Origin of the sequence: Mucilaginibacter mali, assembly GCF_013283875.1 — a bacterium.
GTDB classification, from domain to species: Bacteria; Bacteroidota; Bacteroidia; order Sphingobacteriales; family Sphingobacteriaceae; genus Mucilaginibacter; species Mucilaginibacter mali.
Window position 1 is genome coordinate 971,739 of sequence record NZ_CP054139.1, and the last position, 24,498, is coordinate 996,236.

Consider the following 24,498-nt stretch of genomic DNA (forward strand, 5'->3'; position numbering starts at 1 on the left):
TAGAAAAATAGTTTTTATTATGAAGTTAAAATACAGAAAGATGTTGAGGCTGGGCCTAATTTAAAACGGTTAAAAATAATAGGGGAGGTTTGGCCGGCAAATCTTTTGGTTTTATCTCATGGGAATTAAGCGTCAGGAGCTATATCAAAATATTCTCCGGCCACGTACTGTATCAGCTTCGAGTTATCGCGCGAAATATCCAGGCATTCCAGCACCAGTTGGGCATAAGGCTGGTAGGCGATCTTTTTGGCCAGCAAATGCAAAATTTTACAGGCGCCCACCTGCATGTTTTGAATTGCCGACAAGTAGAACAGGATAGACATATCACTCTCATAATGGTTATCCTGCTTATAGCTAACCTGCTGCAGGGCTTCCCTGATCATGGCATCAACGCCAAGGCATTTCTCCGTTTCCCACGATGCCGCCATCAGTTTAAAGATCTCTTTTAGCGTTGCCATTTGGGTTTTAGAATCTTCCAGATCCTCCCGCAGTGCCGACTTTAAATTTTGAAAAGTGCACTGTTCAACCAGGCGCGGTAGATTTTCTATCAGGTTGGTTTTGGCGTTATAGAGGATGGTTAGTTGCTCTACAAAAACGGTACGCAACGAATCGTCAGATAAAGTTTGTTTTGATGGTTGAGTCATAAAGCCAGGGGGTTTGTTTTTGGTAACAAGGCTAATAACAACAAAGTAAGGCGAGGGTTTTGCCTCGCTGTATTGCAAAACTAAATTAACATCTTTTTAAACCTGCTGTTGTAATTATAACGATTTCATTTATTGCCTATTGTGTCCATGAAATTATAGTTGAGGAAATGCTTTTTTGTACTGGATACCTTATATTTTTGACTTTATATCAGGGCGATATTACCCACGTTTAACAGCATCATAAATGAAGGACGACATTATTGAAACCGGGAAAACAGAGGTTTTAGAAAGCGGTCCGTTTTATCACGGAACAAAAGCTGATCTGCAAATTGGCGATCTTTTAACCGCCGGCTTCAGGTCTAATTACCACACCGAAGTAATTATGAACCATATTTATTTCACAGCGTTGCCAAATGGCGCAGGCCTTGCCGCGGAACTGGCTAAGGGAGATGGTAGCGGGCGGGTTTATATTGTGGAACCGACCGGGGTTTTTGAGAATGATCCTAATGTTACTGATAAAAAATTTCCGGGCAATCCCACCCGGTCATACCGAAGCAAGGCACCGTTGAAAATTATTGGCGAGGTAACCGATTGGGTAAGATTAACGCCTGAAGAGTTACAAACCTGGCACGACAAACTGGCCAAAATAAGATCGAACCCGGAAGCGAAAATCATTAATTGATTGCTTGACAGGGGTAATACCTCAGGCTTAAATTTCGGTTTGTAGCACCTGGCTGGCTTTTAAAGTTTTCTCTGCCAGTCTCTTTGCTTCGCCTGCGACCTGCGACGCATTTGCTTTGTTGTTTTACCGGCCCGGATAAATACCTGATCACACAATAAATCATTACTAAATACCCATCGAATGGTGACACAGTTGTGTCACCATTTTTGTTTCGGATTGTCCGGATATTTGTTGTGTAACGTTACGGTCCCCGTTTTTGTACCGAACCAACACCGTGTTGGCGGCCTTCAATTTTATTCTTTCACCATTCTTTAGTTGAATGCAACACGAAGTTGCATCAACGCTTAATCATATTAACATGAAAAAAGTCTCACTGGCAGTCATCATCCTGCTTTCGGCAATTTCTTTTGCTTCCAACGCGCAAACATGGTCCGGCTCTACCCCCGGAGATATTTATTATAACTCCGGCAATGTCGGCATCGGCACGACAAGCCCGTCCACCAAGCTTAGTATATACGATAACAGCAACACCCTTAAGATGCCCCGCCTGATAAAGGACGGCTACTATGACGAGCTGGGCCTCTATAACTATTCCGCTACCGACTACTACCGCACCGACCTCAGCTTCCGGAGGGCGCGCGGAACGGCGGCCTCGCCGGCTGCAAGCCAAAGCGGCGACTGGCTCGGCTCGTTCAGCTTTTGGGCGGCCAATTCCGGGGCATCGTTCTCCAATCCCAGCGCCAGCATCGTCGGTATCGTTGACGGCACGCCCGGATCATCCTACGTTCCGGGCAAGATCGTCTTTCAGACATCGGACGGCAGCGCGACCACCACAGACCGCATGACGATCAAAAACAACGGACATGTGGCGATAGGCACCGGGGATGGGAGCGACCTGCTGACCGTTGCCGGAAATACCCGGGTTGTCGCTTACGCGGGCAACGGGTTCCTTGGCTACGACGCGGCTACCGGCGGGAACCACGTATTCAGCCTCACCCGGCAATCTAATGACCTTGCCCTTTCTGCGCTGGGCGGCATCGGGTTCAGTACGCTCAAAACTTCGCCATCTGCCAGCTACAGCATGTTTATCAACACGTCGGGCGATGTCGGCATCGGCACGACAAGCCCGTCCACCAAACTTAGTATATACGATAACAGCAACACCCTTAAGATGCCCCGCCTGATAAAGGACGGCTACTATGACGAGCTGGGCCTCTATAACTATTCCGCTACCGACTACTACCGCACCGACCTCAGCTTCCGGAGGGCGCGCGGAACGGCCGCCTCGCCGGCTGCAAGTCAAAGCGGCGACTGGCTCGGCTCGTTCAGCTTTTGGGCGGCCAATTCCGGGGCATCGTTCTCCAATCCCAGCGCCAGCATCGTCGGTATCGTTGACGGCACGCCCGGATCATCCTACGTTCCGGGCAAGATCGTCTTTCAGACATCGGACGGCAGCGCGACCACCACAGACCGCATGACGATCAAAAACAATGGAAAGGTCGGCATCGGCACGAACACACCCGACCAACTACTGTCGGTCAACGGCACCATCCACTCCAAAGAAGTACTGGTCGACCTGACCGGCTGGAGCGACTACGTGTTAAAACCCGCCTATAAATTACCGGCGCTGTCGGCGGTGAAAACCTATATCGATCAGAATCACCATCTGCCCGAGATCCCAGCCGAAGAGGAGATAGTAAAAAACGGCCTGAACGTGGGCGAGATGAACAAGTTACTCATGAAGAAGGTGGAGGAGCTGACGCTGTACCTGATTGAGCAAAATACGGCCATTGAGACTCAGCAACGACAACTAAATCAGCTTAAACAACAATTAAAAAATAAGCAACAATGATCACAGCGCAATGTGCTATATGTATACTCCCCCCCATTCGTCCAATTTATATTTATAATCTTCAAATTTCCATCACATGAAAAAAAGAACCCCAATGCAAGTTGCGGCCGCTATAGCCGTATTAGTTATCATTAGTACATTTAATGCGTTTGGTCAGTCTCTGCCATTAACCGGTGGCACATTATCGGGCACTGCAATAGGGCCAAATTTTATACAAAAGGGCAGCATGGCCGACCTCGCCGCTACCGGCACGCTCACTACCAACGGAAACAATTTCGGTGGCGGAGCTCTTTACAGGAGTTCGCAATCATATACTTCGTTGACAACATCACAGTATATGACGGTAGATATCGGAAGCACCTCTTTAACGGTTAATGTCATTTCTTTTGGCACAAACTGGAGTTCTGATGCCAGATATATTCCTGCAGGTTACACTATTGACTACAGTAATGATAATTCATCATGGACAAATTTTGCCACTGTAACTGGCAACACCAATCTTAATCCATCCTATACGCTTTCCATTGCAGCCCGATACTGGCGATTAACAATTACCGCGTTACAAAGCGGTCAGTCAATATGCTCTATTTCCGGATTTCAACTTATCTCCACCGTTGCTGGATCAACAGGTCTCGACTACTGGGTTAGTCCAATAAACAGTGCTGGCATATTTACCAATTCCCTTGTGGGTATTGGTGTCTTGAATCCATCGGCCAAGCTACATGTAGATGGATCGGGCCTCTTTTCGGGGAATGTGACGGCTGCAAGCCTGGTCTCCGGGAGTTCTGCCAACGGAAGTAATATCTTTCAGCAAGTTGCCGTAAGTAACTATAATGGCATTTCAGGTGTAAGCTACCCCGGGCAATTCAGGTGGTATACATCACCCAATAATTCATTATATAAAGATGCCGCCTTATATCAATTGCGATCATATGATTTAGGTAGCACCACCGAAGATACGTTGATCTCTTTCAAAGGCAATGGCCATGTGGGCATTGGTACCACAAATCCCGACGAACTCTTGTCGGTAAAAGGTATCATCCATAGTCAGGAAGTAAAAGTTGATTTGACCGGATGGAGCGACTATGTGTTAAAACCAGCCTATAAATTACCGGCGCTTTCGGCGGTGAAAACCTATATTGATCAGAACCACCATCTGCCCGAGATCCCAACAGAAGAGGAAATAGTAAAAAACGGGCTGAACGTGGGCGAGATGAACAAGTTACTCATGAAGAAGGTGGAGGAGCTGACGCTGTACCTGATCGAAAAGGACAGGCAGGTGGACGAGCAGAAAGCGGTCAACCAGCAGCAAAGCGCAAGTATTCAAGCTATGCGATCTCAACTCAACCAAATCAAAAGGCAAATTGCTGTAAAGGCAGCCAAACATTAAACACTCAAACTTATGAACAAACGAATTTTCATCATGCTCACGGGCATGATACTGCTATCCTATTGCCGTATTTTTGGGCAAGGCGTGGCATCGGTGAATAACTTTACGGGGGCGGCGAGTGTCACCATCCCGCTTTATAACGTCACCAACGGATCTCTCAGCGTACCTGTAAGTGTCAGCTACAATTCAAATGGCGTAAAGGTGAAGGAGGTAGAGGGCAACGCTGGCATCAGTTGGAACGTGAACATTGGCGGCGCGGTGTACCGTACCGTGCGCGACCTGCCCGACGACGTGAAAAAGGATGAGTCCAGCCATGACCGGAAAGGTTGGCTGTACAACACCAATTCCACCGGGATCGGCAATTTTGCATTTCACAACACCGGGCCCGACTGCACCAACGAAGCCTGGGACATTTCCTATATCAACAGCAACTTCAACGACCTGTCTGATACCGAACCCGACGAGTTCAACGTAATTGCACCGGGCTTGTCATGCCGCCTGTACCTGGATTCGGCGCATCATTTCAGGGCCTCTCCCTACCGGGACTATAAGGTAAGCACAGATACGGATGGGGTGGGCAAAATCAGCAGCTTTACTATCACCAACGATCAGGGTACTACCTATATATTTGATGTTATAGAATCTGAGAGAAAGAATACTATCACCAGCGGAACAGTCAGCTTCTTTAAGCGTGATTACAGCTTGTACAGGTATGGCATTACCTATTATACCGCCTGGAAGCTAAGCAGCATTACGGATATGCGCGGCAATTCGGTCATTTTTGATTATACCATTGCGCCCGATATCTACCGCAGTACACCTATCAGGCTGGCATTGGGGGGCAGTTCAACCGCTACTTATCAGTTTGAAACCGTTGAGTATATGTATACCAAGTACTTAACTACCATATCGGTAAGCTCGCGCGGCGGCACAGCCAAACCGGTATTGGGTTTCAGCTATTATCCTTACGCGAGGATCGGTACGGTAGTCAGCGGGATAATGGGTTACGGCAAGTCGGTAAATTTCACCTACACTAATCCCTACAGTCGCGATGGCAGCGAGTACGGGCGCGAGTTTTTAACGGGAATAGATGTTGGTGACCATCAGTACAGCTTTACTTATAAGGGCCTGCAAATGCGGGGACAGTACCACCCGGTCATCTCCCTGCCCGATTCTACTTCCAAAAAACTCGATTATTGGGGCTATTACACGGGCAGCAGCAATACCTCGCTGATATCATCGGTATATGTAAACCCTTCGGATACCACGCTGGAGCGTTACCGTAACATTTATCCTGGTGTCCATAACTTCGATTACCCCTACTTCATAAATGGGGTAAGCCGCTTCATGGTGCCCGACTCGGCCAAGATAGGCCTGATGGACACCGTAAAGTATTCGAAAGGCGGCTTTACCGTCCTCAAATATGAGCCTAACCAGTTTTACGATGCTACGGCGGACAGCTATACCTACGGCAGCGGCTTCCGGGTAAGGCAGATAAGAGACTACAATGGCACGGATACCACAAAAGCAAGCGTCCGCGATTATAGTTATAGCGATGCTTCGGGCAATGGCAGCGGCCGGGCCTTATCTATGCCGCAGTTTCAGTTCACTACACCTTACAGCGGTGGGGGTACAACGCAGGCCCAATGGGAAAACTCCACCATCCGCTCGGAAGACGACCTGTCGCCCGAGGACAAGAGCATTGTATACGGTATGGTCACAGTTAGTCAGCCGGGGGCGGGCAAAACGAGATACGAATACACCACGCCCGCAACTTTTTGGGATACAAGCTACGGTACCGACTGGCGCCCTACTAAGGTTTACCTGGCGCGCCCAAGTTGCACCACGCTCAGTTTCGCCACTAACGATAAGAACACCTATCCTTTTCCCAACAATACCAATTACGATTTTGAGCGCGGCCTGCTGACCAGGCAAACCGCCTTTAACAGCGCCGGCGATACGGTAAGCAAAACCACCTATACGTATACACGCAGCGCAACACCATTCCGTATCACTGCTTTCAAGTTTTCATCTAACGGAACAGACACCGCCTACGCGAAGTACAACATCCTGACCGATGTGGACAACCTGACCACCAAAGTGGTAACCAAAGTGTATGACCTGAACAGCACTACACTTTATAAGCAGAGCACGGTAGACTACTACTATAACAGCGCCTATCACAAGCTGATGACCAAACAACAATCGACAAGCAGCGATGGCAGCGTGAACATTACCAACATCAAGTATGTGAAGGATTACGCGGCCACCAATTCGGGTACCGACAGCGTGAACCTGGCGCTGTATCATATGCAACAGATGAACTGCAATATCCCGGTAGAAACTTACCAGCAGGTGCAGCGCGACAGCCTGCGCACCGTGGGAGCAAGTTTGGTAAAGTTCAAAACCTTTGCTTTTTCAGGATACGATGACCTGTACCTGCCCGCGCACAAGCTTAGTTACATTTCGGGCACAGGTGTTACTAATTTTACACCTTCAGCCATTAGTTCTAATGTGTTTGGCAGTGATTCAAGGTATTTCGTTACCGAAAACGATGTGATGTACGACTATCGTGGCTACCTGCAAACCAGTAACGACAACAACCGGCATACCAATACCGTATTAACCGACGTGATGGCGCAGCAGCCCGCGGCGGCATTTGCCAACGCAACAGCGGCCGAGGTGGGCTTTATGAATTATGACGCCGATATTCCGTCAACTGCGTTCGATGTCGATCCTGCCGAAATCTCTGCAGATGGCCGCACCGGAAAAGGACTGGCGCTGGCGTATACCGATTTGCCCAGCCGCGTATTCACCAAATCGCCAAGAGCAAATAATTATATTTTTTCTATCTGGATAAAAGCATCCTCAGGCGGTACAATGACCATTACCCTTACCAGCGGGGCTACATCTCATAATTATACCTTTGCTTATACAGGCGGCAGCAAGTACAATTATTATCAAAAGGCATTACCACTTACCGGTATGTCGTCAACCTTTACCCTTAGCTACCAGCCGGGCAACAGCATCTTAACCGACGACGTGGCAGTATATCCTGACTGCGCCCAGGCCGCCATTACGGGTTACGACACCGTATCGCGCCAGAAAATAGCGGAAACCAATACCAATGGCAAAGCGGCCTACTACAGCTACGACAGTTTCTGGCGCCCGCTGGCGGTGTTCGACAACGACCATAATATGGTAAAACGCATGTCGTATGTTAACCGCAACGGCGCCGATCCCGCAGACCTTGGTACAGCTACCGTCGGCACATCATCGAGCGATAAGACGGTGAACTTTTATGTGGGCATCCCCGACGCAGACAACCACACCGGCTTGCGCTACAGGTGGAATTTTGGGGATGATACTACGCATGTTACAACGATGAGCGGTATAATATCCCACGTTTATCCGGCCTACTCCACCTATAACTACACCCTAACCATTTCCTCCCCTTATTATCCGGATGAAACTATAACCGGCAGTGTAACCACATCGGCAATTCCCGATCCCGGCTCGTACCCGCTGGTAACAGCCACAGGTTTGGGCGATGGTACGGGGACAATAACCGCGGTGCAGTTTTACCAGGGCAGTACACTGGCATACAGCTTTTCGCAGGCACAAATGGAGTCGGGCACTGTATATGTAGCGCCGGGCAACTATACTGTTATTATCAGCGTGGACGGGCAACAGTACAACGAGAGCCTGGGCACCGGCTATAAACGCGCCGTAGTGTATTACAACGGCGTTGAGCATGATTGCACCCCCTTTGCCGGCCACTCCTTTCACCAGAATTACAGTTTTTCGGTCGACCTTACCTCCAGCGGGATCACCAGTCTCATCTTCGCGCTTGATACCACCAATTGTACCCCCGAATCTTAAGATCAAAAAACACATGAGAACGAAAATATTATTAGCCATTGGCTCGCTGCTTTGCGCGGCGGGCCTGGCAAAGGCGCAAACCCGCGACTATGTGCAAACGGATGTAGTGAAGGTGAGCGGCATAAAAACCGACAGCGCCCTGTTTGTACTTGGCGTAAACGGCAGGCAAACCAGTCGCGTTTACCTCGACGGGCTGGGCCGCACAGCCCAAAGCATTGCCATAAAAGGCAGCCCCAACCAAAAAGACCTGGTGCAGCCCGTAGTTTACGATAGCCTTGGGCGCAACAGCAAAGCCTATTTGCCCTATACCGGGGCGGACGGACTGGGAGGCTTCCACCCCACCGCGCTTACCGAGCAGCACAGCTTTTACAACGGCGGCATGAACAGCACCATAGCCCGCGATACCTCGCCTTATAGCCGGCAACTGTTCGAGAACAGTCCGCTGCAAAGGGTATACGAGGTGGGCTCCATCGGCACCGGCTTTCAGCCGGTGAGCGGGCAGCATTTTAAAACGGCCGACTACCGCACCAATACCGCTGCCGACAGTGTGGTGGTTTGGCTGCCATCGGGCAGCAGCAGCGGCTATTACAGCGCGGGTAAGCTGATGGTAACCTATGGTAAAGATGAGCAAAACAATCAGGCCTATACCTTCAGTAACGATTTGGGCCAGCTGGTGCTGAAGCGCCAGCAAGGCCCCTCGGGTACCTGGTTAAATACCTATTATATTTATAACGATGCCGGGCAGGTAACCTGCATCGTACCGCCCAAAGCTTCGGCCTTGATGAAGGCGGCAAACAGCTACAGCCTTTCGGTTACGGGAGTAGATAAACTGCTGTTTAAAATGACCTACGACTATCGCGGGCGCATGACGGTGAAGAAAGTACCCTCGGCAGGGGAAATGTATGTAGTGTACGACCCTTTGAGCCGCCCCGTACTGATGCAGGATGCTAATCTGCGCGCCTCCAATAAGTGGAACTATATCAAGTACGATGTTAAAGGCCGGGCCATCAGCCAGGGTATTTATACCGATGCCACCCATACCAGCCTAAGCAGCATGCAAAGCTATGTGAGCGGTTTAACTTACACCTACTATTACGAAGACCGCAGTACCAGCAGCACCTATCAGTACTATACCAATAACAGCTTCCCCACCAGCGATACCGAGCCATTGGCGTATAGTTATTATGACGATTATCATATCACGCATACCAATACGCCCGACTACGCTTATGCCCCCCAGGGCCTGAGCGGCGAGGCATCGGCAGATACGCTGGTGAACGGCATGCTGACCGCTGTAAGGAAACGCACCGTAGGATCGGGGATTTCAGCTACCTGGCTGATGAACGTGGTGTTTTACGATAGCTTTGGCCGTACCATCCAAAGCCAAAGCAATAACCAGCTGCATACGTCGGGCACGCCCGATAAATCGACCATCGTAATGGATTTTACAGGCAAGCCTATGCTCACCAAAACGGTAAAGATCAGCAGCGGCAGCGACAGCATCCGGGTTCAGACGGCTTATACGTATGATCATGCGGACCGGGTAACTGCCATCGATCAAAGCTATAACGGCGGCATCAACAAGCGCATAGCCGCGTATGCCTATAACGAGCTGGGCCAGCTGATCAAAAAGAACCTGGGCCGGCTGAACAGCGGGACCAGCTATCCTTACGATGTTACCCTGCGCAGTACGGTTATCGCTACTACCAATACCATCGCGCAGAACAGCATTAAGCTGGACAGCGGCTTCCATGCCACGGCAGGCAGCAGTTTAAGCTATACCGCCAGGATAAAAACCGATTACCTGCAGGCATTGGATTACCGCTATAACATCCGCGGGCAGCTGATCAGCATGAACAACGCCACCCTCGCAGCCGATACCGCTAACAATGCCGATGTGAACGACGTGTTTGGTATGGAGCTGCTATATGACAAAGCCGATGGCGGCCTGGGCAATACGGCTTATTATAACGGCAGGCTAAGCGCCATAAAGTGGATGACCAGGAGCGGGACGGCTTATGGCACCCAAAGCGCCCAGAAAGCGTATAACTACAGCTACGACGAGCTGAACCGCCTGACAGACGCCGGTTATTACGAGAAAGCCGCCGGCGGCAGCTGGGTGAATAATAAAGCATATGATGAAGGCGGGCTTACCTATGATGCCAATGGCAATATCCTGAGCCTGAAACGCAACGGCGTTTTAAGCGGCCTTGTAAAACGCATTGACAGTTTGACCTACAGCTACGATGGCAACCAACTGACCAATGTTACCGATGGCACCGGCAGCCAGTATACCGATAACGGCTTTAAAAACCTGACCGGCAGCGCCGATACGGCCACTTACAAATACGATGTAAACGGCAACCTGACCATCGACCCGCGCAAAGGCATTGTAAACCATTACAATATCCTGAACCGGGTAGATAGCATCAGGGTAACGGCCGGTACCAACCAGTGGATCAGCTATACTTATGATGCTACCGGCACGCTGCTGCGTAAGCGGCAGTTTAACGGCAGCAGCACCGTGCCTGTTAAGGTTACCGATTACATTGATGGTTTTGTTTACGAAGGCGGCAGCCTGGTTTATTTTGCCACTAATGAAGGCCGCGTACGCGACAGCGCCAATGTGCTAACCAACGAATATGTGATCACCGATACGCAAGGTAACTCCCGCGTAAGTTTTGAAGATAATGGCAGTGGCATTGCTAAAGTAAGGCAGGAGAATAGTTATTATCCATTTGGTTTGGTGATGGGAAATACTACCACGCCTGGTTCTCAACCCAACAAGCATTTGTACAATGCTGGCAGCGAGTGGCAGAACGATTATGGCGATTTGCCGGATTATTACCAAACATTTTATAGGAATTATGATGCAAGTATTGGAAGGTTTGTTGGGGTGGACCCGGAAGCTGAAAGTGCCGATGATTGGACGCCTTATCAATATGCTCTAAACAACCCGGGGATGTTGAATGACCCGATGGGAGATTTGACAGTAGCTGAATTTCACGAGGTATTGGGAAAATTGACTAACTCCGAATATGGTGGTCACTGGTCAAGTTCGGATGCCAGCAATGTTTATGAATATGGGAATGATCAAACAGCCCTTTTATATGGGACACAAACCTTTGATACCAACAACTCATGGGGCGCTAATCCGGGTTGGGCTAATAATATTGTCCAGGTACAGGATAGGTATAATAATAACACGACTGTAAGCGTAAGTGCCAAATTTTACTTTAGCAATGCCCGATATTATCAAACAGCGATTTGGTATCATGATAAAAATGGTAATGGCATTACAAATGACCGTGACATCAGTAGTGAAGCTACAATATTTGATTTTGGAGACCCGGCAGCACGCAGGGCAGCTTATTTGGAAAGTAACCGATATGATGCGTATCTTGCAACTGAAAAACAGTTATCCACAAGGCGCGACCCCGGTGAATTAGTTTTAGAGGCTGCTAAATTTTATGCAGGTGGAGAAATAGGTGGTGCCATTTTAAGTTGGGCGTTAAAAGGGGCTGTATCCTTGGCTGGAAGATACGTTTTAAGTAAAGCTATTAGTAATCCTATATATAAAGGGGGTGAAGAGTGGGCTATGAATAATATCCCTCGGATAGAAGCTCTAATGAGAGGAAAAGGAATTGACCGTGCTTTTCGAGAGATTGGTAGTGATAATTTGATTTTAAAACTATTTAAAAATATTAACCTGATAGAATTTAGCCCGATGAATAAAGGTGCAGATATAGTAGGAAAAGGGTTATTAAAAGATTCATGGTGGGATATAACTACACCTGGATCATGGGCTCCTCATGTTACTAAATATGGTCCTGGCGGAACAGGTTTATTTTATTAAATTATGAAATCACAATTAGTAAATCGGTGGAAAACAGAAAGCGGCGTTTTGCTTGCGCAGCAGATTAGAAAAACGTTAATGGCTGGGGAGCCGCTTGAAAAAATAGATGGAATTGAAAAAAATGGCTATAGATTAGACCTTCGTGGTATTACATTATCTGAATTAGAAGATGAACAAACAATAAAAGCGGGAGAGCATCAAGCTATTTTCAAAGCAGGTATTTTGAAATTAAAAAACAATGTCTTCGATGCGATCGACTTTTCTTTTTCAACTATAAGCTATGCGCAAATACAAAAATGCAAATTTAGTAACTGTGTTTTTGAATCAGTTATTGCAAAGGAACTTGAAATCAGCGCATCCGACTTTATTGACTGCGTATTCAAAAAAGTCAATTTTTATTGTTCATTTATGAATAAAAATATTGGCAGCAATTCAGGATCATACGTAAATTGTACATTCGATGAGGCAAATCTTACTGAAACTTCTTTTCGTTTTCCGACAATAAAAAACTGTGTATTCAAAAATTGTAAACTATCTGCAACCAATTTTGATGGTAGTCGGTTTGACAATTGCAAATTCATTGGTAAGGTCGATTCTCCACTATTTAAAGGATATTCCGTGTATGCCGTTAAATCTATTTTATGGATTTTTAACAGAATTGATCCAAAGATGTACCCTAATAAAATGTTAAATGTCGATTTCTCAGAAGCAGAAATGAAAGGCGTATCTTTTTCTCATGGAATAGATTTGACAACGTGTATTTTTCCAAAAGGCGACCAATACATATTTATCAAGAATCTTAACGGCACTATGACTAATGTTAGAGAAACTATAGCAACTGAATGGGAAGATGATGAACAGGAAAGAGGCCTTAGATTAATAGACAATCTTTTCTATGATAAAAGAAAGCAAGATCAACAAATGGACTTTATAGATACTTTATTTACAGGAAACTATGATCCGGAATTTGATAAAATTTTTTTTGATTTAATTAAGAATAATTTAAGAGATTAATTGGGGCGCTAAAGATTGTTTCAAGCCCGTAGTCATTCCGGCTACGGGCTTTTTGCCGCGTTAGATTGAAGAGGAAAGCCCCTAACTGGCGCGAGTATGCAGCGTTGGGCTGAGATGGGAGTACTCGTGCCTTAGCAGGTAATGCTATTCAAGCCCGTACCCGGAAAGGTTACGGGCTTTTTTGCGCGTCTTAGCTTCCCACAGGCAGCGAGTGCCGAAAGCTGGACGGTTTACCAGTATGCATATAATAACCCGGGGATGTTGAATGACCTAACTGGCGCGAGTATGCAGCGTTGGGCCGAGATGGGCGTACTCGTGTCTTAACAAGCAATGCCCTTCAAGCCCGTAACCTTTCCGGTTACGGGCTTTTGGCGTTTTAGCTTCCCTAACTGGCGCGAGTATGCAGCGTTGGGCTGAGATGGGCGTACTCGTGCCTTAACCAGTAAGACCAAACAACAAGACCCGGCAAAAGCCGGGTTTTGTTGTTTATATAATTATTGTATTTTTAAACAAGTATGAGTGTCAAGTATAAATTCAGAGACCAGGAGAAACTATACTTTATCAGTTTTGCCGTAGTGAACTGGATAGATCTTTTTATACGAAACGATTATAAAGATATCATGCTCAACTCGTGGAAATATTGCCAAACCCACAAAGGGTTTGAAATATATGGCTGGTGTATCATGACCAGCCATGTACATATGATTATAGGCAGTAATGGCGCAAAGCTGGAAGATATTATGCGCGATATGAAAAAGCATACTTCGATAGCGCTGAAAGCCGCTATACAAAATCATCCTGGCGAAAGCCGCAGAGAATGGATGTTATGGATGATGGAAAGAGCGGGCAGAAAGAACAGCCAGAATATAAATTTCCAGCTTTGGCAGCAGGATAATCACCCGATAGAAATATATGATTTCAGGATGTTGCATCAAAAGCTGGATTATATACATAACAATCCGGTAGTGGCAGGCATTGTTGACAAACCACAGGATTATTTATATAGCAGCGCGCGCGATTATTATGGTTTACCAGGTATGGTCGATATAATTTTAATTGATCCATTGGTGGCATAAAGGCACGAGTACGCCCGTCTCAACCTAACGCTGCATACTCGCGCCAGTTTGGGCTTTTAGCTTCAAAAGGCACTTTAAGACACAACAGAAACCTCTTAGCTTTCACTAAGAGGTTTCTGTTGTGGTGCAGGCTTTAATTATAACACACCATTTATTTTATGATTTGAAAAGACTGACAGATTTAGACCTTAGTTGAAAACAGTTCAAATTTTTTATATTCATCTAAGATTAAAGCTTTATCAAAATGAACATGCTCAAAAAGAATAAACACACCATTAAAGCATTTGCTTTGGCTATTTTGATCATCAGCCTGTTGGGTTGTAAGGGGAATAACAGACCAAAAACGACCGAAAATCCAGCATCAGCGACCATAAAAGTTAGCGCGAATCAAACAACGGACACCACAAAGCATAAACAAGAAATTCAAAAACTCATCCGTAACGTACTTGTTTGGGCAGAAGATGGTAAAAGGGTTCCAGACCTGCTTCCCTTTGTAATAAATCGCCAGGATAGTATAGTTACAGGCTTTGATCTGAGTAAACTACAGGGAATTGATGATAGTTTGAAAAATACTGGTTTTTTTTCTAATGAGTTCATTAATAACTACAACCAAATTATCCAAACCCTTGCTCGAAAGATGGAAAATAAAGAAATCAAGCCTTTCTCAACAGGTGAAATACCACCTTTTGGTTTCCATACTGATGCTGATCCCTGGTGCGATTGCCAGGACGTGCCATATGATGATGAGAATGCATTTAGCATAGCGGCTAACTTAGTTGATGTGCATATTATTGAATTAAATAAAGAAAGGGGCAAAATGTATTGGACTTGGGGGAGTCTGCCTAAAAACGTTTCACCCGATTGGAGAAGCTTTACCTATAAATTCAACGTTATAAAGAAAGATGGTAAATGGAAAATATCTTATTTAGAGGGGTTTGATGTCAAAAAAAGCTAATAAGTACCAAAGGTGATATGGAATAATGTGCCCCACTTTGGGTGATGACACACAAAAACAAAAAAGCCCTCAAAAATTAATCCGAAGGCTTTTTGTTTTTGTGGTACCAACTGGGATCGAACCAGTGACACAAGGATTTTCAGTCCTTTGCTCTACCATCTGAGCTATGGTACCGCCCGATTTGGGATTGCAAATGTAGTTTCTTTTTTTGTTTATCGAAACTTTTTTTGAACTTTTTATTTGGTTGTGGCCTATCGAACTGGATATCAGTCATAATTATTTTAAACGCAGCAGCGCTTTAACCAGGGCCAGGCACATGATAAACCCCACAGCCGCCTTATGGGGATTTTCAATAGTTGAAGATAATAAGGACTGGTTTTACATCATATTTGCGCAAATAGGGTAGTAGGGGGATATAATAAACACTATCGCTAATTATTGATGAATAAAAACTATATTCGACGGATAAAATGCCGCGTATATCGCGACAATACGATCAATATTAAACTATGCAACAAAAGATAACCCGGGAGCAGGCGCTTGAATATCACGCCCAGGGGCGCCCCGGAAAGATACAGGTGGTACCCACCAAACAAACAAAAACCCAACGCGACCTAAGCATGGCTTATAGTCCCGGCGTTGCCGAACCCTGTATGGAGATTCACCATAATAAGGATGATGTGTACAAATACACCGCCAAAGGTAACCTGGTGGCGGTAATAAGCAACGGCACGGCGGTGCTGGGCCTTGGCGATATCGGTCCGGAAGCCGGTAAGCCGGTAATGGAGGGTAAAGGCGTATTGTTTAAGGTATTCGCGGATATTGATGTGTTTGATATTGAAATAGACGAGAAAGACCCGGTTAAGTTTTGCGAGATCGTACGGTCGCTGGAGCCTACGTTCGGTGGCATCAATCTTGAAGATATCAAGGCGCCTGAATGCTTTTACATCGAGCAGACCCTGAAAGAACAAATGAATATCCCGGTGATGCACGACGATCAGCACGGCACCGCCATCATCAGCGCCGCGGCACTGATCAATGCGCTGGAACTGCAGGGTAAACGCATGGAGGATGTGCGGATAGTGGTGAACGGCGCCGGCGCGGCGGCCATCAGCTGCGCGTCGTTGTATATCGCGTTGGGCGTACGTGGCGAAAATATCATTATGTTCGATTCTAAAGGTGTGCTGCACCATGGGCGTACCGATATCACCACCGAGAAAAAACAATTCACCTGCGCGGATAACCACTGGACACTGGAAACGGCTATGCAGGGTGCAGATGTATTTGTAGGGTTAAGCAAGGGCAACGTAATTACCGGTGATATGGTGCGGGGCATGGCCGCAAACCCGGCCATCTTCGCTATGGCAAATCCTACGCCCGAAATATCGTACGAAGAAGCTACAGCAGCCCGCGCCGACCTGATCATGGCGACCGGGCGTAGCGATTATCCCAACCAGGTAAACAACGTGCTGGGCTTCCCGTATATTTTCAGGGGAGCGTTGGATGTGCGTGCGAAGCATATTAACGAGGAAATGAAGCTTGCAGCTGTACACGCGCTGGCCGAACTTACCCGCCTGCCGGTACCTGAAAGTGTATTACATGCCTATGCGATAAAAGAACTGGCCTTTGGCCCCGATTATATTATCCCTAAACCGCTCGACCCACGTTTGCTGGCTAAAGTAGCGCCGGCTGTGGCTAAGGCCGCCATGGAAACCGGCCTGGCGCGTATCGCCATCGAAGATTGGGCAGCTTATGAGGATAGCCTGAACAAACGGATAGGTTAATAAAGAATTGAAGCAGGTGTTGCTGTTGATATGCTTTAGGTTGTATCAGCAGTAACATTTTTGTTTTACAGGCTTATACCTTTTGCACTGTTTTGTTTGAAATATCGGTAACAACTTTATCCAGTTCCTGCGCGGTGGTCATTATATAATCCAGTAATTCTGCCTCGATATCGTTACCGGTTTGGTGTTCCTCCTTCATTAGCCCTACCAGGCCCATCAGGCGGGCCAGCGGCGCGCGCACCAGGTGCGATTGCATCCAGGCGATATCCCACAATTGCGATTCGGCTATTTTGGTGCTGGTGATATCCAGGCAGGAGCCGATCATTTTTTCGGGGCTGCCGGCGGCATCGCAAATTACCCTGCCCCATGATTTCAGGTGCCGCATTTCGCCATCGGGGCGCATGATCCGCTCTTCAAACACCGTGTCCTCGCGCGTGTGCAACGCATTAAGTATGATATTACTTACAGGCTCCCGGTCATCGGGGTGCAGCATGGAGAGGTAACTTTCGTAGGTGGCCATATGGTGCCTTTTATCCACGCCGTATATGTTATATAATACGTCCGACCATTCAACCGTATTATTTTTGATATCCCATTGCCAGTTGCCAAAGTTGGCGAGTTCCTGTCCCTGGGTCATCAGCATGGTGTTTTCTTCGATGATCCTTGCCCGCTGCTTATTTTCGAGGATAACCTTTAAAATAGCGGCCGATCGCTCGATGATCAGTTGCTCGGTATCGTCCGGTTCCTTCACCTCATCGTAGTACATGCCAAATACGGCCATTACGTCGCCATCGCTGTTGATGATAGGGCACGACCATGATGACCGGATATTGTACTTTAAAGCGCAGTCCCTATATTTTTCCCACAAAGGGCTGGTTGATATATCGGCAACTATTATCTTTTCCTTGCGGTAGGCTGATGCACCGCAGGAGCCTGCCTGCGAACCGATGGGCTGACCGTTGATGGCATCTGTATAGTCCTTCGGGAGCGACGGCGCAGCCAGCGTGTATACCTTATTATTTTTAACTTGTAATAAAGAGCATCGCATATGCGGTAACAGGTTTTCGATACCTTTCAGGTACATTACCAAAATGCTGTACTGGTCTTCCCCTTTATTGGCGGCAAGTTCCAGTACGCTTTTTTCGAGGTTATCCAGGCTGGCCATCAGCTTCGATTCAGTAATGTCGATCATTACCCCCCGCAATAGTTTAGGCTTGCCGTTTTCGGCAATAACCGATACCAGGTCTTTGATCCATACAATACCACCGTCGGCTTTGATCATGCGGTAATCAAAAACGTGGTTTAAAACCTCTTTGGTTTGATCCTGGCAGTAGGTTACGGCCCATTCACGGTCGTCCTGGTAAATGTGATTGGCCCAAAAATTGGGGTCGCTCAGCCATTGTTCGGGCGTATAACCAAGTATGCTTTTTATCTTGTTGCTGATGTAGGTAAACTTAAAAGTAGTGGCGTCGGCCTCCCATACCACACCCTCTACCGACTCTACCAGCGCCTGGTATTGGTTGCGCGATTCGGTCAGCGCTTTTTCGGCTATTTTAGATGTGGTGATATCTTGTGTTACGCCGTATAATCGCACACATTGATCGTCCTTTACGTCGGCCTTACCTGTGCTGCGGATCCACCGTGCATTACCTGCCGCGGTAACTATTTCCAGTTCCACATCAAATACGCTGTTCCGTCCGGCGGCTTCATTTACCGCGTCGATGATAATAGCCCGGTGGTAATCATCCTTATAAAAAGCCAGGCCCGATTCAAACGTTGGCTGATAGTCGGCCGGTACCTCGTATATTTCCTTCAGCACATCGCTCCAGGTGATGATATTATTGATCATATCAACCTCCCAATTGCCAATAAGGGCAATACGTTGCGATTCGCTTAAAAACTTCTCGTATTTAACAAGGTCTTCGCGGGTGGCGCGTTCGTTTTGCTTTGCGGCAACAAGTTCGGTAACATCGTTAATAATGCAGCTGATAAACTCCACTTCGCCATCATCGCCTAATATTGGGGTGCCGATAATATCGGCATATTTAACCCCGCTACCGGTTGGGGGGGGCTGAAGATCAAATTTAACGGAGGGCAGTTTTTGCGCTGTTTTATATTGCAGCGCATGATGCAGCATGTGCGATACCTTTTCCACGCCAACCGAATGCGTCTGCAGCAAGCTGGTAAAACTGTTACCAGCCAGATCTCCCCGCGACGAATTAATGAACGCCTCGCTGGCCGCGTTGGCAAAAGCGATGGTATAAGCAGGGTGGTCTGCCTTTAATAATAAGGTTGGTTGAGGGGAAGCATTAAATAAAACGCTCCAGTAGCTATTGTCTATCATATGATGCATATGGCAATACCAGAAACTTTCATGCTAAATATAGCAACTCCTTTAGCTATTATAAAATTATTAATATTGGTGGAGAATATTATCATTTGCCGCCGAATATATACGCATTGCCAAATTGAGGACAACAGTTTTTATCTTTGGCAAAATTTTAATATGACCGAATTAAGCCCCTGCCCGCTGTGCAAATCAACTTTTACCTATGAAATGGACAACCTGCTTGTTTGCCCCGAGTGCGGCCATGAGTGGAGCGCGGAAGAAAATAGTGCTGGCGAACAGGAGTTTGTGGTAAAGGACAGCAACGGAAACATCCTGCAAAACGGGGATTCGGTGGTGGTTATCAAAAATCTGCCGGTAAAAGGCTCGTCGCAAAGCATAAAGGCGGGCACCAAAGTAAAAAACATCCGTTTGGTAGATAGCGATCATAATATCGACTGCAAAATAGACGGCTTCGGCGCGATGGCGCTTAAATCGGAATTTGTGAAAAAAGCGTAAGCCAGATCGGTTCGGCCTTTAAAATCCCAGACTGATCTTCAGCGATTTTTCCGATATTTAGCCATGCTGCGTCATACCGGACAACGAAGAGGTTTTGTGCATAACCTGCGCCTGGCTATATTGCTTTGCCTGAATGCCGGCTTTATCAATGCCGCCGGCTTTATTGTTTTTGCCGTACTAACAACTAATGTAACCGGCCATGCAGCCTTGCTGGCGGTTAACTTAACCACCGGGCAATTCCACTCGGCAAGTGTTGTTGCACTGTGGTTGTTATTGTTTTTGGCAGGGGCCTTTACATCCAGTTTATATATTGGGAAGGTTGGCCGCGATAAGCCGTTTGCGTATACGGCGCCTATTATAGCTATTATTGTAATTGTGCTGGCAGTTGCGTTTTTTGGCCATGATTACAAGCATACTTTGCCAAAAACCGAAATTTTTGCCGGTAGTTTATTGTTTGCAATGGGTATGCAAAACGCTTTGGTATCTATGGTGTCCGGCTCAGTTGTACGGACGACGCACTTAACCGGAATGTTCACCGATCTTGGCATCGATCTTTCAAACGCTTTTTTATCACGCAAAAAACTGAATCCAGTTGGCAACAGGCGCATCATTTTGCGGCTTTGCATTATCACGTTTTTTTTATTGGGTGGGTTGATTGGGGGCTTTTCTTTCCTTTACCTCAGTTTTTCGGCTTTTTACATCCCGGCCGGTTTATTACTTGTTGTTCTTTTCTACGATTATTTCCGCATGCGCGTTATCCTTATTCGTCATCGTTTGCGAACACCGGCAAATTAAATTGGCAAGCCTTTTGCAGCAATAGCGGCATAAACACTGCCATGAATACACAGATCAACCTTAAAAAATTAGCGCCCTATGCTGTAGCGGGCGCCGCAATTGCTGCGGGTATAACCCTATGGTCGGAGGCACAGAGTGGTTTACCTAAGGGTGCCATTGTGGTAAACAATTTTGAAATTAACAGCTATTTAGGACAATGGTATGAAATAGCCCGTTTTAATTACCGCTTTGAAAAAGGACTGCAAAACGTTACCGCCCATTATTCGCTAAACAAGAACGGAACGGTTAAAGTAATTAACCGCGGCCAGGAAATATCCACCGGCCGATGGAGGGAAAGCACCGGTAAGGCCAAATTTGCCGGCGAAGAAAACATTGGTATGCTGAAAGTATCGTTCTTTGGGCCGTTTTATGCGGCCTATAACGTGATAGCTATTGCCGATGACTACCAGCATGCGCTTGTGGCCGGTAAAAATTTAGATTACCTGTGGCTATTGTCCCGTGCCCCGGAAATGCCCGACGCGGTACGAAACAGCTTCCTGCAAAAAGCATGGGCCATTGGTTATGATGTGGGTAAGCTGGTATGGACCCAACAGCAGGCGGCTGATGAAATGCCGATACCAACGGTTAGCTAATACATTCTGCTTGCCTTCACTTTTTTGATGAGATTAGATCGAGCGCGAAATTTAATTCCGTATCGGCGCCTTTTAAAATATCGTCAATTTTGGGGCTAACCGCATATTCCGGCTCAACGCCCCGGCCTTTAGTAAAGGCAAGGGCGTTTGTTGTTTTTACTAAAGGTATTTGAACCCTTATTTTAGTATGCGGTAAAACCAACCTGCCGATATTGTGCGAGGTATTGCCCTCCATCGTTCCGCCGCTTTCTTCTCCAATAAATACAGCCCGTCCGTTTCCCTTTAGAAAATTAGCCACCACAGCTGCCATAGAGCCGGATGCGCCGTTGATGAGCACATATAAATTCCCTTTGTAATGAGTGGCATTTGGTTGCTGCTTGCCAAGCAGCGGCATATACTTGTTTTTAAGCTGGTACATCCCTGTACTTGTTTGATTGACCAGCGAATCTGCAAAAAGCAGGTCTTTGCCGTTTTCCAGGTATTCGGCCACCGGCGCGTAGCCTTTAAATTTTAGTTCGGCAGCTTCAAAGTGTTTATACGGCTTTGTTAAAAGATAGGTCAGCAACTTTTCGCCTGTACCATCGCCACCTTCGTTATTTCTCAGATCCAGGATCAGATTTTTGGTATGCTTTAAATTTAGTGTGGTGAAAACACTATCGTACAGAACAGTAAAGTCTTGTTTAAAACGGTTTCGATGCCATTTTAAAAAGGAGGAGATACGCAGGTAAGCAATGTCTTTTTTTAGATATTTAAACTCCAATGGAGCCGTCAATTTTGTTCGGCTGTAGAAAAAACGCTTATAGGTCTGTTCATCAAGGCCGGTGAGTGTTGCTACCTTCTTTTTTGACCGATCAGCGATATCTGTAAATTCTACCCGGTATGCATCTGTATCTTCTACAAAAATTGGGTAATTCAGATCAAAAAGGTTTTCCTCTTCCGTCATGCTGTAATCTTCCAGATGGCGAATATTAAAAGTTTGGATATACCCGTCGGACGGGATGGTGGGCAATAAGGTATTCAGGATATCTTCAACAGGTCTTCCGTTAATGGAAAGAATTTCCGATCCCGCAGGGATAGGACTGTTGGGTTGCGCTGACGCGAGGACGTAAAATCTTCTGTCGATAATTTTTAAGGAAAAGGGGAGGTAATGATGGGTGTTTTTTAACGAGAGATAGTAGTCTTTCGATGGTGTTGGGATCAAATGCTCATCGTTAACCCTTGCACAGGTGGTAGCTAAGAGTTTGTAAAATTCAGTTTCCGTTTCAAGATGATCTAACGATTTGAAATTGTCGTCTAAGTATTTAGTCATTATTACGCTATCTGTAAACCTGTAAAGGCTTGGATAGGTTGTCTCTAATGCTTTTCGGAGTATGGCGTAATCCTCCTGTAGCTCTTTGGTGCTGTACTTTAAAGGCTTATGTTGTGCGGTTTGGTTTTGGCAGTAACCACCAAAAATCTTTGCTAAAAGCAGGAATATCAGTAATTGTTTTCTTATCGGATTCAGCATAGTAAATATCACTTCTTAGATACACTGAAAACTGGGCGCAGGAAAATACGTTACAGGAAATCTGAAAATTATTCGGCTTTTATAGGGACAGCAGCTATTTTAAACTCATGCTGCGGCGCTGGAAATAAAAAGATCACATTTTTTTAAAATTATTTTAATACCCGATACCCGATTGACTTTCCTGATGTGTCTATATGTTTAAATAGGCAAACATCCTATCGCAACCAATGAGCAAGAAAGAAGCCCGCGACCTTATTCATAAGTTTAAAAACAAGCAAGCCACGCCCGAAGAGGAAGAGAAGCTGAGATACTGGCTGCATTATTTAAACGAGGATAAACCAACCGACCTGACAGGGGAAGAGTTAGACCGCGCCGAAGATGACATCTGGGATAAACTGCAATTTGCGGAAGCACACAGGCGTTCCATCATTCGCCCATGGATGGCAGCTGCCGCGGCTGTGTTGGTAATGTTTAGCGTTGCCGGCTATTTTTATATGGGGCGTAACGATAATGTTCCCGCTAAATCACAGATCGCTACCGTCAAAGCCATCGTCCCCGGCGGAAATAATGCCGTGCTTACCCTGGCCGGGGGCAAAAAGATCATCCTGAACAATGCTGCCGAAGGCGACCTGGTGAAGCAATCGGGCATAACTATCCGCAAAACCTCAGCCGGGCAAATTGTATACGATGTAAGCGGCGGTGATAACACGGATACCGAAGCCCCCATCACCTACAATACCATCGAAACCCCCATTGGCGGCCAATATCAGGTAAAACTGGCCGATGGCAGTATGGTATGGCTTAACGCGGCCACTAAACTGCGTTTCCCAACTCGATTTGTGGGCACCGAACGCCGGGTGGAATTATCTGGCGAGGGCTATTTTGAGGTGGCCCATAATAAGGACATGCCTTTTAAGGTGCAATCAAGCAGGCAGGAGGTAACCGTGTTGGGTACCCACTTTGATATTTCTACTTACGATGATGAACCCGAGGTGCGCACCGTGCTGTTGCAGGGTTCGGTAAGAGTAAGCCTGCTGAATAAGGATACTAAACCGGCGTTGCTGAAGCCCGGTCAGCAGGCTATGCTGGCGGCAAATGGCATAAATGTAAGCACTGCCGATACTACCGTAGCCGTAGCCTGGAAGAACGGCAACTTCCGCTTTGATGACGAGAAACTGGAAAGCGTAATGCGCAAGGTGGCCCGCTGGTATAATGTAACCGTGGTGTTTGATAATGAAAAGCTAAAAACCGAAACCTTTAACGGCGTGATCCAACGCTTCGCTAAGGTATCCGACCTGCTGAAAATGTTGGAAGCGGTAGGCAAGGTGAAGTTTAAGGTAGAGGGCAACCGGATCCATGTAATGAAGAAGATCAATTGAACCAATTTATAATAACCAATAAACCAACATGATGAAGACACAGAACACATCTTAGCCCGGGCCCCCGACAAAAGGTTATCAAGATAAAAAGATCAGGAACACTGGTACTGTTCCTGATCGCAATAGCTGGATAAACCTGTATCGTATTGACAAGATTTTCAATTTAAACAGCTTATCAAATGTATAAATTTTTTACAGATCATTT

General features: G+C 46.6%; 16 protein-coding genes, 1 tRNA gene and 1 pseudogene. 14 read left to right on the forward strand and 4 right to left on the reverse strand.

What is annotated here, in order from left to right; all coding sequences use genetic code 11:
- Window positions 1-125 precede the first annotated feature (125 nt).
- Window positions 126-644, reverse strand: a complete 519-nt coding sequence (locus tag HQ865_RS04240) for a DUF892 family protein (protein ID WP_173413693.1) — start codon at window positions 642-644, stop codon at window positions 126-128.
- 244 nt (window positions 645-888) lie between these two features.
- Here HQ865_RS04240 and arr point away from each other — a divergent pair, with 244 nt between their 5' ends.
- From arr to HQ865_RS04285, 9 genes are all read left to right on the forward strand, one after another.
- Window positions 889-1,326, forward strand: a complete 438-nt coding sequence (gene arr / locus HQ865_RS04245) for an NAD(+)--rifampin ADP-ribosyltransferase (RefSeq protein ID WP_173413694.1) — start codon at window positions 889-891, stop codon at window positions 1,324-1,326.
- A gap of 358 nt (window positions 1,327-1,684) precedes the next feature.
- On the forward strand, window positions 1,685-3,178 hold the full coding sequence (locus tag HQ865_RS04250) for a hypothetical protein (RefSeq protein ID WP_173413695.1): 1,494 nt from the start codon (window positions 1,685-1,687) through the stop codon (window positions 3,176-3,178).
- A 76-nt stretch (window positions 3,179-3,254) separates the two neighbouring features.
- Window positions 3,255-4,568, forward strand: a complete 1,314-nt coding sequence (locus HQ865_RS04255; protein ID WP_173413696.1) for a discoidin domain-containing protein — start codon at window positions 3,255-3,257, stop codon at window positions 4,566-4,568.
- A 12-nt stretch (window positions 4,569-4,580) separates the two neighbouring features.
- The gene (locus HQ865_RS04260; RefSeq protein WP_173413697.1) at window positions 4,581-8,450 is read left to right on the forward strand and encodes a PKD domain-containing protein; all 3,870 of its coding nucleotides are present in this window, start codon (window positions 4,581-4,583) and stop codon (window positions 8,448-8,450) included.
- Between the two features lie 13 nt (window positions 8,451-8,463).
- Complete coding sequence (locus tag HQ865_RS04265) at window positions 8,464-12,306, forward strand: DUF6443 domain-containing protein (protein WP_173413698.1); 3,843 nt, start codon at window positions 8,464-8,466, stop codon at window positions 12,304-12,306.
- Window positions 12,307-12,309: 3 nt separating this feature from the next.
- Window positions 12,310-13,320 (forward strand): pentapeptide repeat-containing protein, encoded by a 1,011-nt coding sequence (locus HQ865_RS04270; protein ID WP_173413699.1) that lies wholly within the window; start codon window positions 12,310-12,312, stop codon window positions 13,318-13,320.
- 141 nt (window positions 13,321-13,461) lie between these two features.
- Window positions 13,462-13,644 (forward strand): hypothetical protein, encoded by a 183-nt coding sequence (locus tag HQ865_RS04275; protein WP_173413700.1) that lies wholly within the window; start codon window positions 13,462-13,464, stop codon window positions 13,642-13,644.
- Window positions 13,645-13,835: 191 nt separating this feature from the next.
- Entirely contained in the window at window positions 13,836-14,396 is a 561-nt protein-coding gene (locus HQ865_RS04280; RefSeq protein ID WP_173413701.1) for an REP-associated tyrosine transposase, read from the forward strand.
- 244 nt (window positions 14,397-14,640) lie between these two features.
- A complete protein-coding gene (locus HQ865_RS04285) occupies window positions 14,641-15,351 on the forward strand; it encodes a hypothetical protein (protein ID WP_173413702.1) in 711 nt (236 codons plus the stop codon).
- A 101-nt stretch (window positions 15,352-15,452) separates the two neighbouring features.
- Here HQ865_RS04285 and HQ865_RS04290 read toward each other — a convergent pair.
- Window positions 15,453-15,525: transfer RNA gene (locus HQ865_RS04290), tRNA-Phe, on the reverse strand.
- Between the two features lie 335 nt (window positions 15,526-15,860).
- On the opposite strand from HQ865_RS04290, the pseudogene HQ865_RS04295 reads away from it, so the two are divergent.
- Window positions 15,861-17,132: pseudogene (locus HQ865_RS04295) on the forward strand (malic enzyme-like NAD(P)-binding protein); the annotation flags it as partial.
- A 76-nt stretch (window positions 17,133-17,208) separates the two neighbouring features.
- On the opposite strand, the gene HQ865_RS04300 reads toward HQ865_RS04295, so the two are convergent.
- On the reverse strand, window positions 17,209-19,479 hold the full coding sequence (locus HQ865_RS04300) for a PAS domain-containing protein (protein ID WP_173413704.1): 2,271 nt from the start codon (window positions 19,477-19,479) through the stop codon (window positions 17,209-17,211).
- A 162-nt stretch (window positions 19,480-19,641) separates the two neighbouring features.
- On the opposite strand from HQ865_RS04300, the gene HQ865_RS04305 reads away from it, so the two are divergent.
- The 3 genes from HQ865_RS04305 (at window position 19,642) to HQ865_RS04315 (ending at window position 21,407) form a co-directional block, all read left to right on the forward strand.
- On the forward strand, window positions 19,642-19,980 hold the full coding sequence (locus tag HQ865_RS04305; protein ID WP_173413705.1) for a zinc ribbon domain-containing protein YjdM: 339 nt from the start codon (window positions 19,642-19,644) through the stop codon (window positions 19,978-19,980).
- A 63-nt stretch (window positions 19,981-20,043) separates the two neighbouring features.
- Entirely contained in the window at window positions 20,044-20,775 is a 732-nt protein-coding gene (locus tag HQ865_RS04310; RefSeq protein WP_173413706.1) for a YoaK family protein, read from the forward strand.
- Between the two features lie 41 nt (window positions 20,776-20,816).
- Entirely contained in the window at window positions 20,817-21,407 is a 591-nt protein-coding gene (locus HQ865_RS04315) for a lipocalin family protein (RefSeq protein ID WP_173413707.1), read from the forward strand.
- A gap of 16 nt (window positions 21,408-21,423) precedes the next feature.
- Here the strand turns inward: HQ865_RS04315 and HQ865_RS04320 are convergent, their stop codons facing one another.
- Window positions 21,424-22,716, reverse strand: coding sequence for a S41 family peptidase (locus HQ865_RS04320; protein ID WP_173413708.1), 1,293 nt, complete (start codon window positions 22,714-22,716; stop codon window positions 21,424-21,426).
- A 425-nt stretch (window positions 22,717-23,141) separates the two neighbouring features.
- On the opposite strand from HQ865_RS04320, the gene HQ865_RS04325 reads away from it, so the two are divergent.
- Window positions 23,142-24,293 (forward strand): FecR family protein, encoded by a 1,152-nt coding sequence (locus HQ865_RS04325; RefSeq protein ID WP_173413709.1) that lies wholly within the window; start codon window positions 23,142-23,144, stop codon window positions 24,291-24,293.
- Window positions 24,294-24,498: the final 205 nt, after the last annotated feature.

Coding starts and splice junctions, on each gene's coding strand:
- HQ865_RS04320 (WP_173413708.1), bottom strand. CDS start 22,716: ATGACTAAATACTTAGACGACAATTTCAAATCGTTAGATCATCTTGAA.
- HQ865_RS04250 (WP_173413695.1), top strand. CDS start 1,685: ATGAAAAAAGTCTCACTGGCAGTCATCATCCTGCTTTCGGCAATTTCT.
- arr (WP_173413694.1), top strand. CDS start 889: ATGAAGGACGACATTATTGAAACCGGGAAAACAGAGGTTTTAGAAAGC.
- HQ865_RS04260 (WP_173413697.1), top strand. CDS start 4,581: ATGAACAAACGAATTTTCATCATGCTCACGGGCATGATACTGCTATCC.
- HQ865_RS04280 (WP_173413701.1), top strand. CDS start 13,836: ATGAGTGTCAAGTATAAATTCAGAGACCAGGAGAAACTATACTTTATC.
- HQ865_RS04270 (WP_173413699.1), top strand. CDS start 12,310: ATGAAATCACAATTAGTAAATCGGTGGAAAACAGAAAGCGGCGTTTTG.
- HQ865_RS04305 (WP_173413705.1), top strand. CDS start 19,642: ATGACCGAATTAAGCCCCTGCCCGCTGTGCAAATCAACTTTTACCTAT.
- HQ865_RS04255 (WP_173413696.1), top strand. CDS start 3,255: ATGAAAAAAAGAACCCCAATGCAAGTTGCGGCCGCTATAGCCGTATTA.
- HQ865_RS04265 (WP_173413698.1), top strand. CDS start 8,464: ATGAGAACGAAAATATTATTAGCCATTGGCTCGCTGCTTTGCGCGGCG.
- HQ865_RS04300 (WP_173413704.1), bottom strand. CDS start 19,479: ATGATAGACAATAGCTACTGGAGCGTTTTATTTAATGCTTCCCCTCAA.
- HQ865_RS04325 (WP_173413709.1), top strand. CDS start 23,142: ATGAGCAAGAAAGAAGCCCGCGACCTTATTCATAAGTTTAAAAACAAG.
- HQ865_RS04240 (WP_173413693.1), bottom strand. CDS start 644: ATGACTCAACCATCAAAACAAACTTTATCTGACGATTCGTTGCGTACC.
- HQ865_RS04310 (WP_173413706.1), top strand. CDS start 20,044: ATGCTGCGTCATACCGGACAACGAAGAGGTTTTGTGCATAACCTGCGC.
- HQ865_RS04275 (WP_173413700.1), top strand. CDS start 13,462: ATGCTATTCAAGCCCGTACCCGGAAAGGTTACGGGCTTTTTTGCGCGT.
- HQ865_RS04315 (WP_173413707.1), top strand. CDS start 20,817: ATGAATACACAGATCAACCTTAAAAAATTAGCGCCCTATGCTGTAGCG.
- HQ865_RS04285 (WP_173413702.1), top strand. CDS start 14,641: ATGAACATGCTCAAAAAGAATAAACACACCATTAAAGCATTTGCTTTG.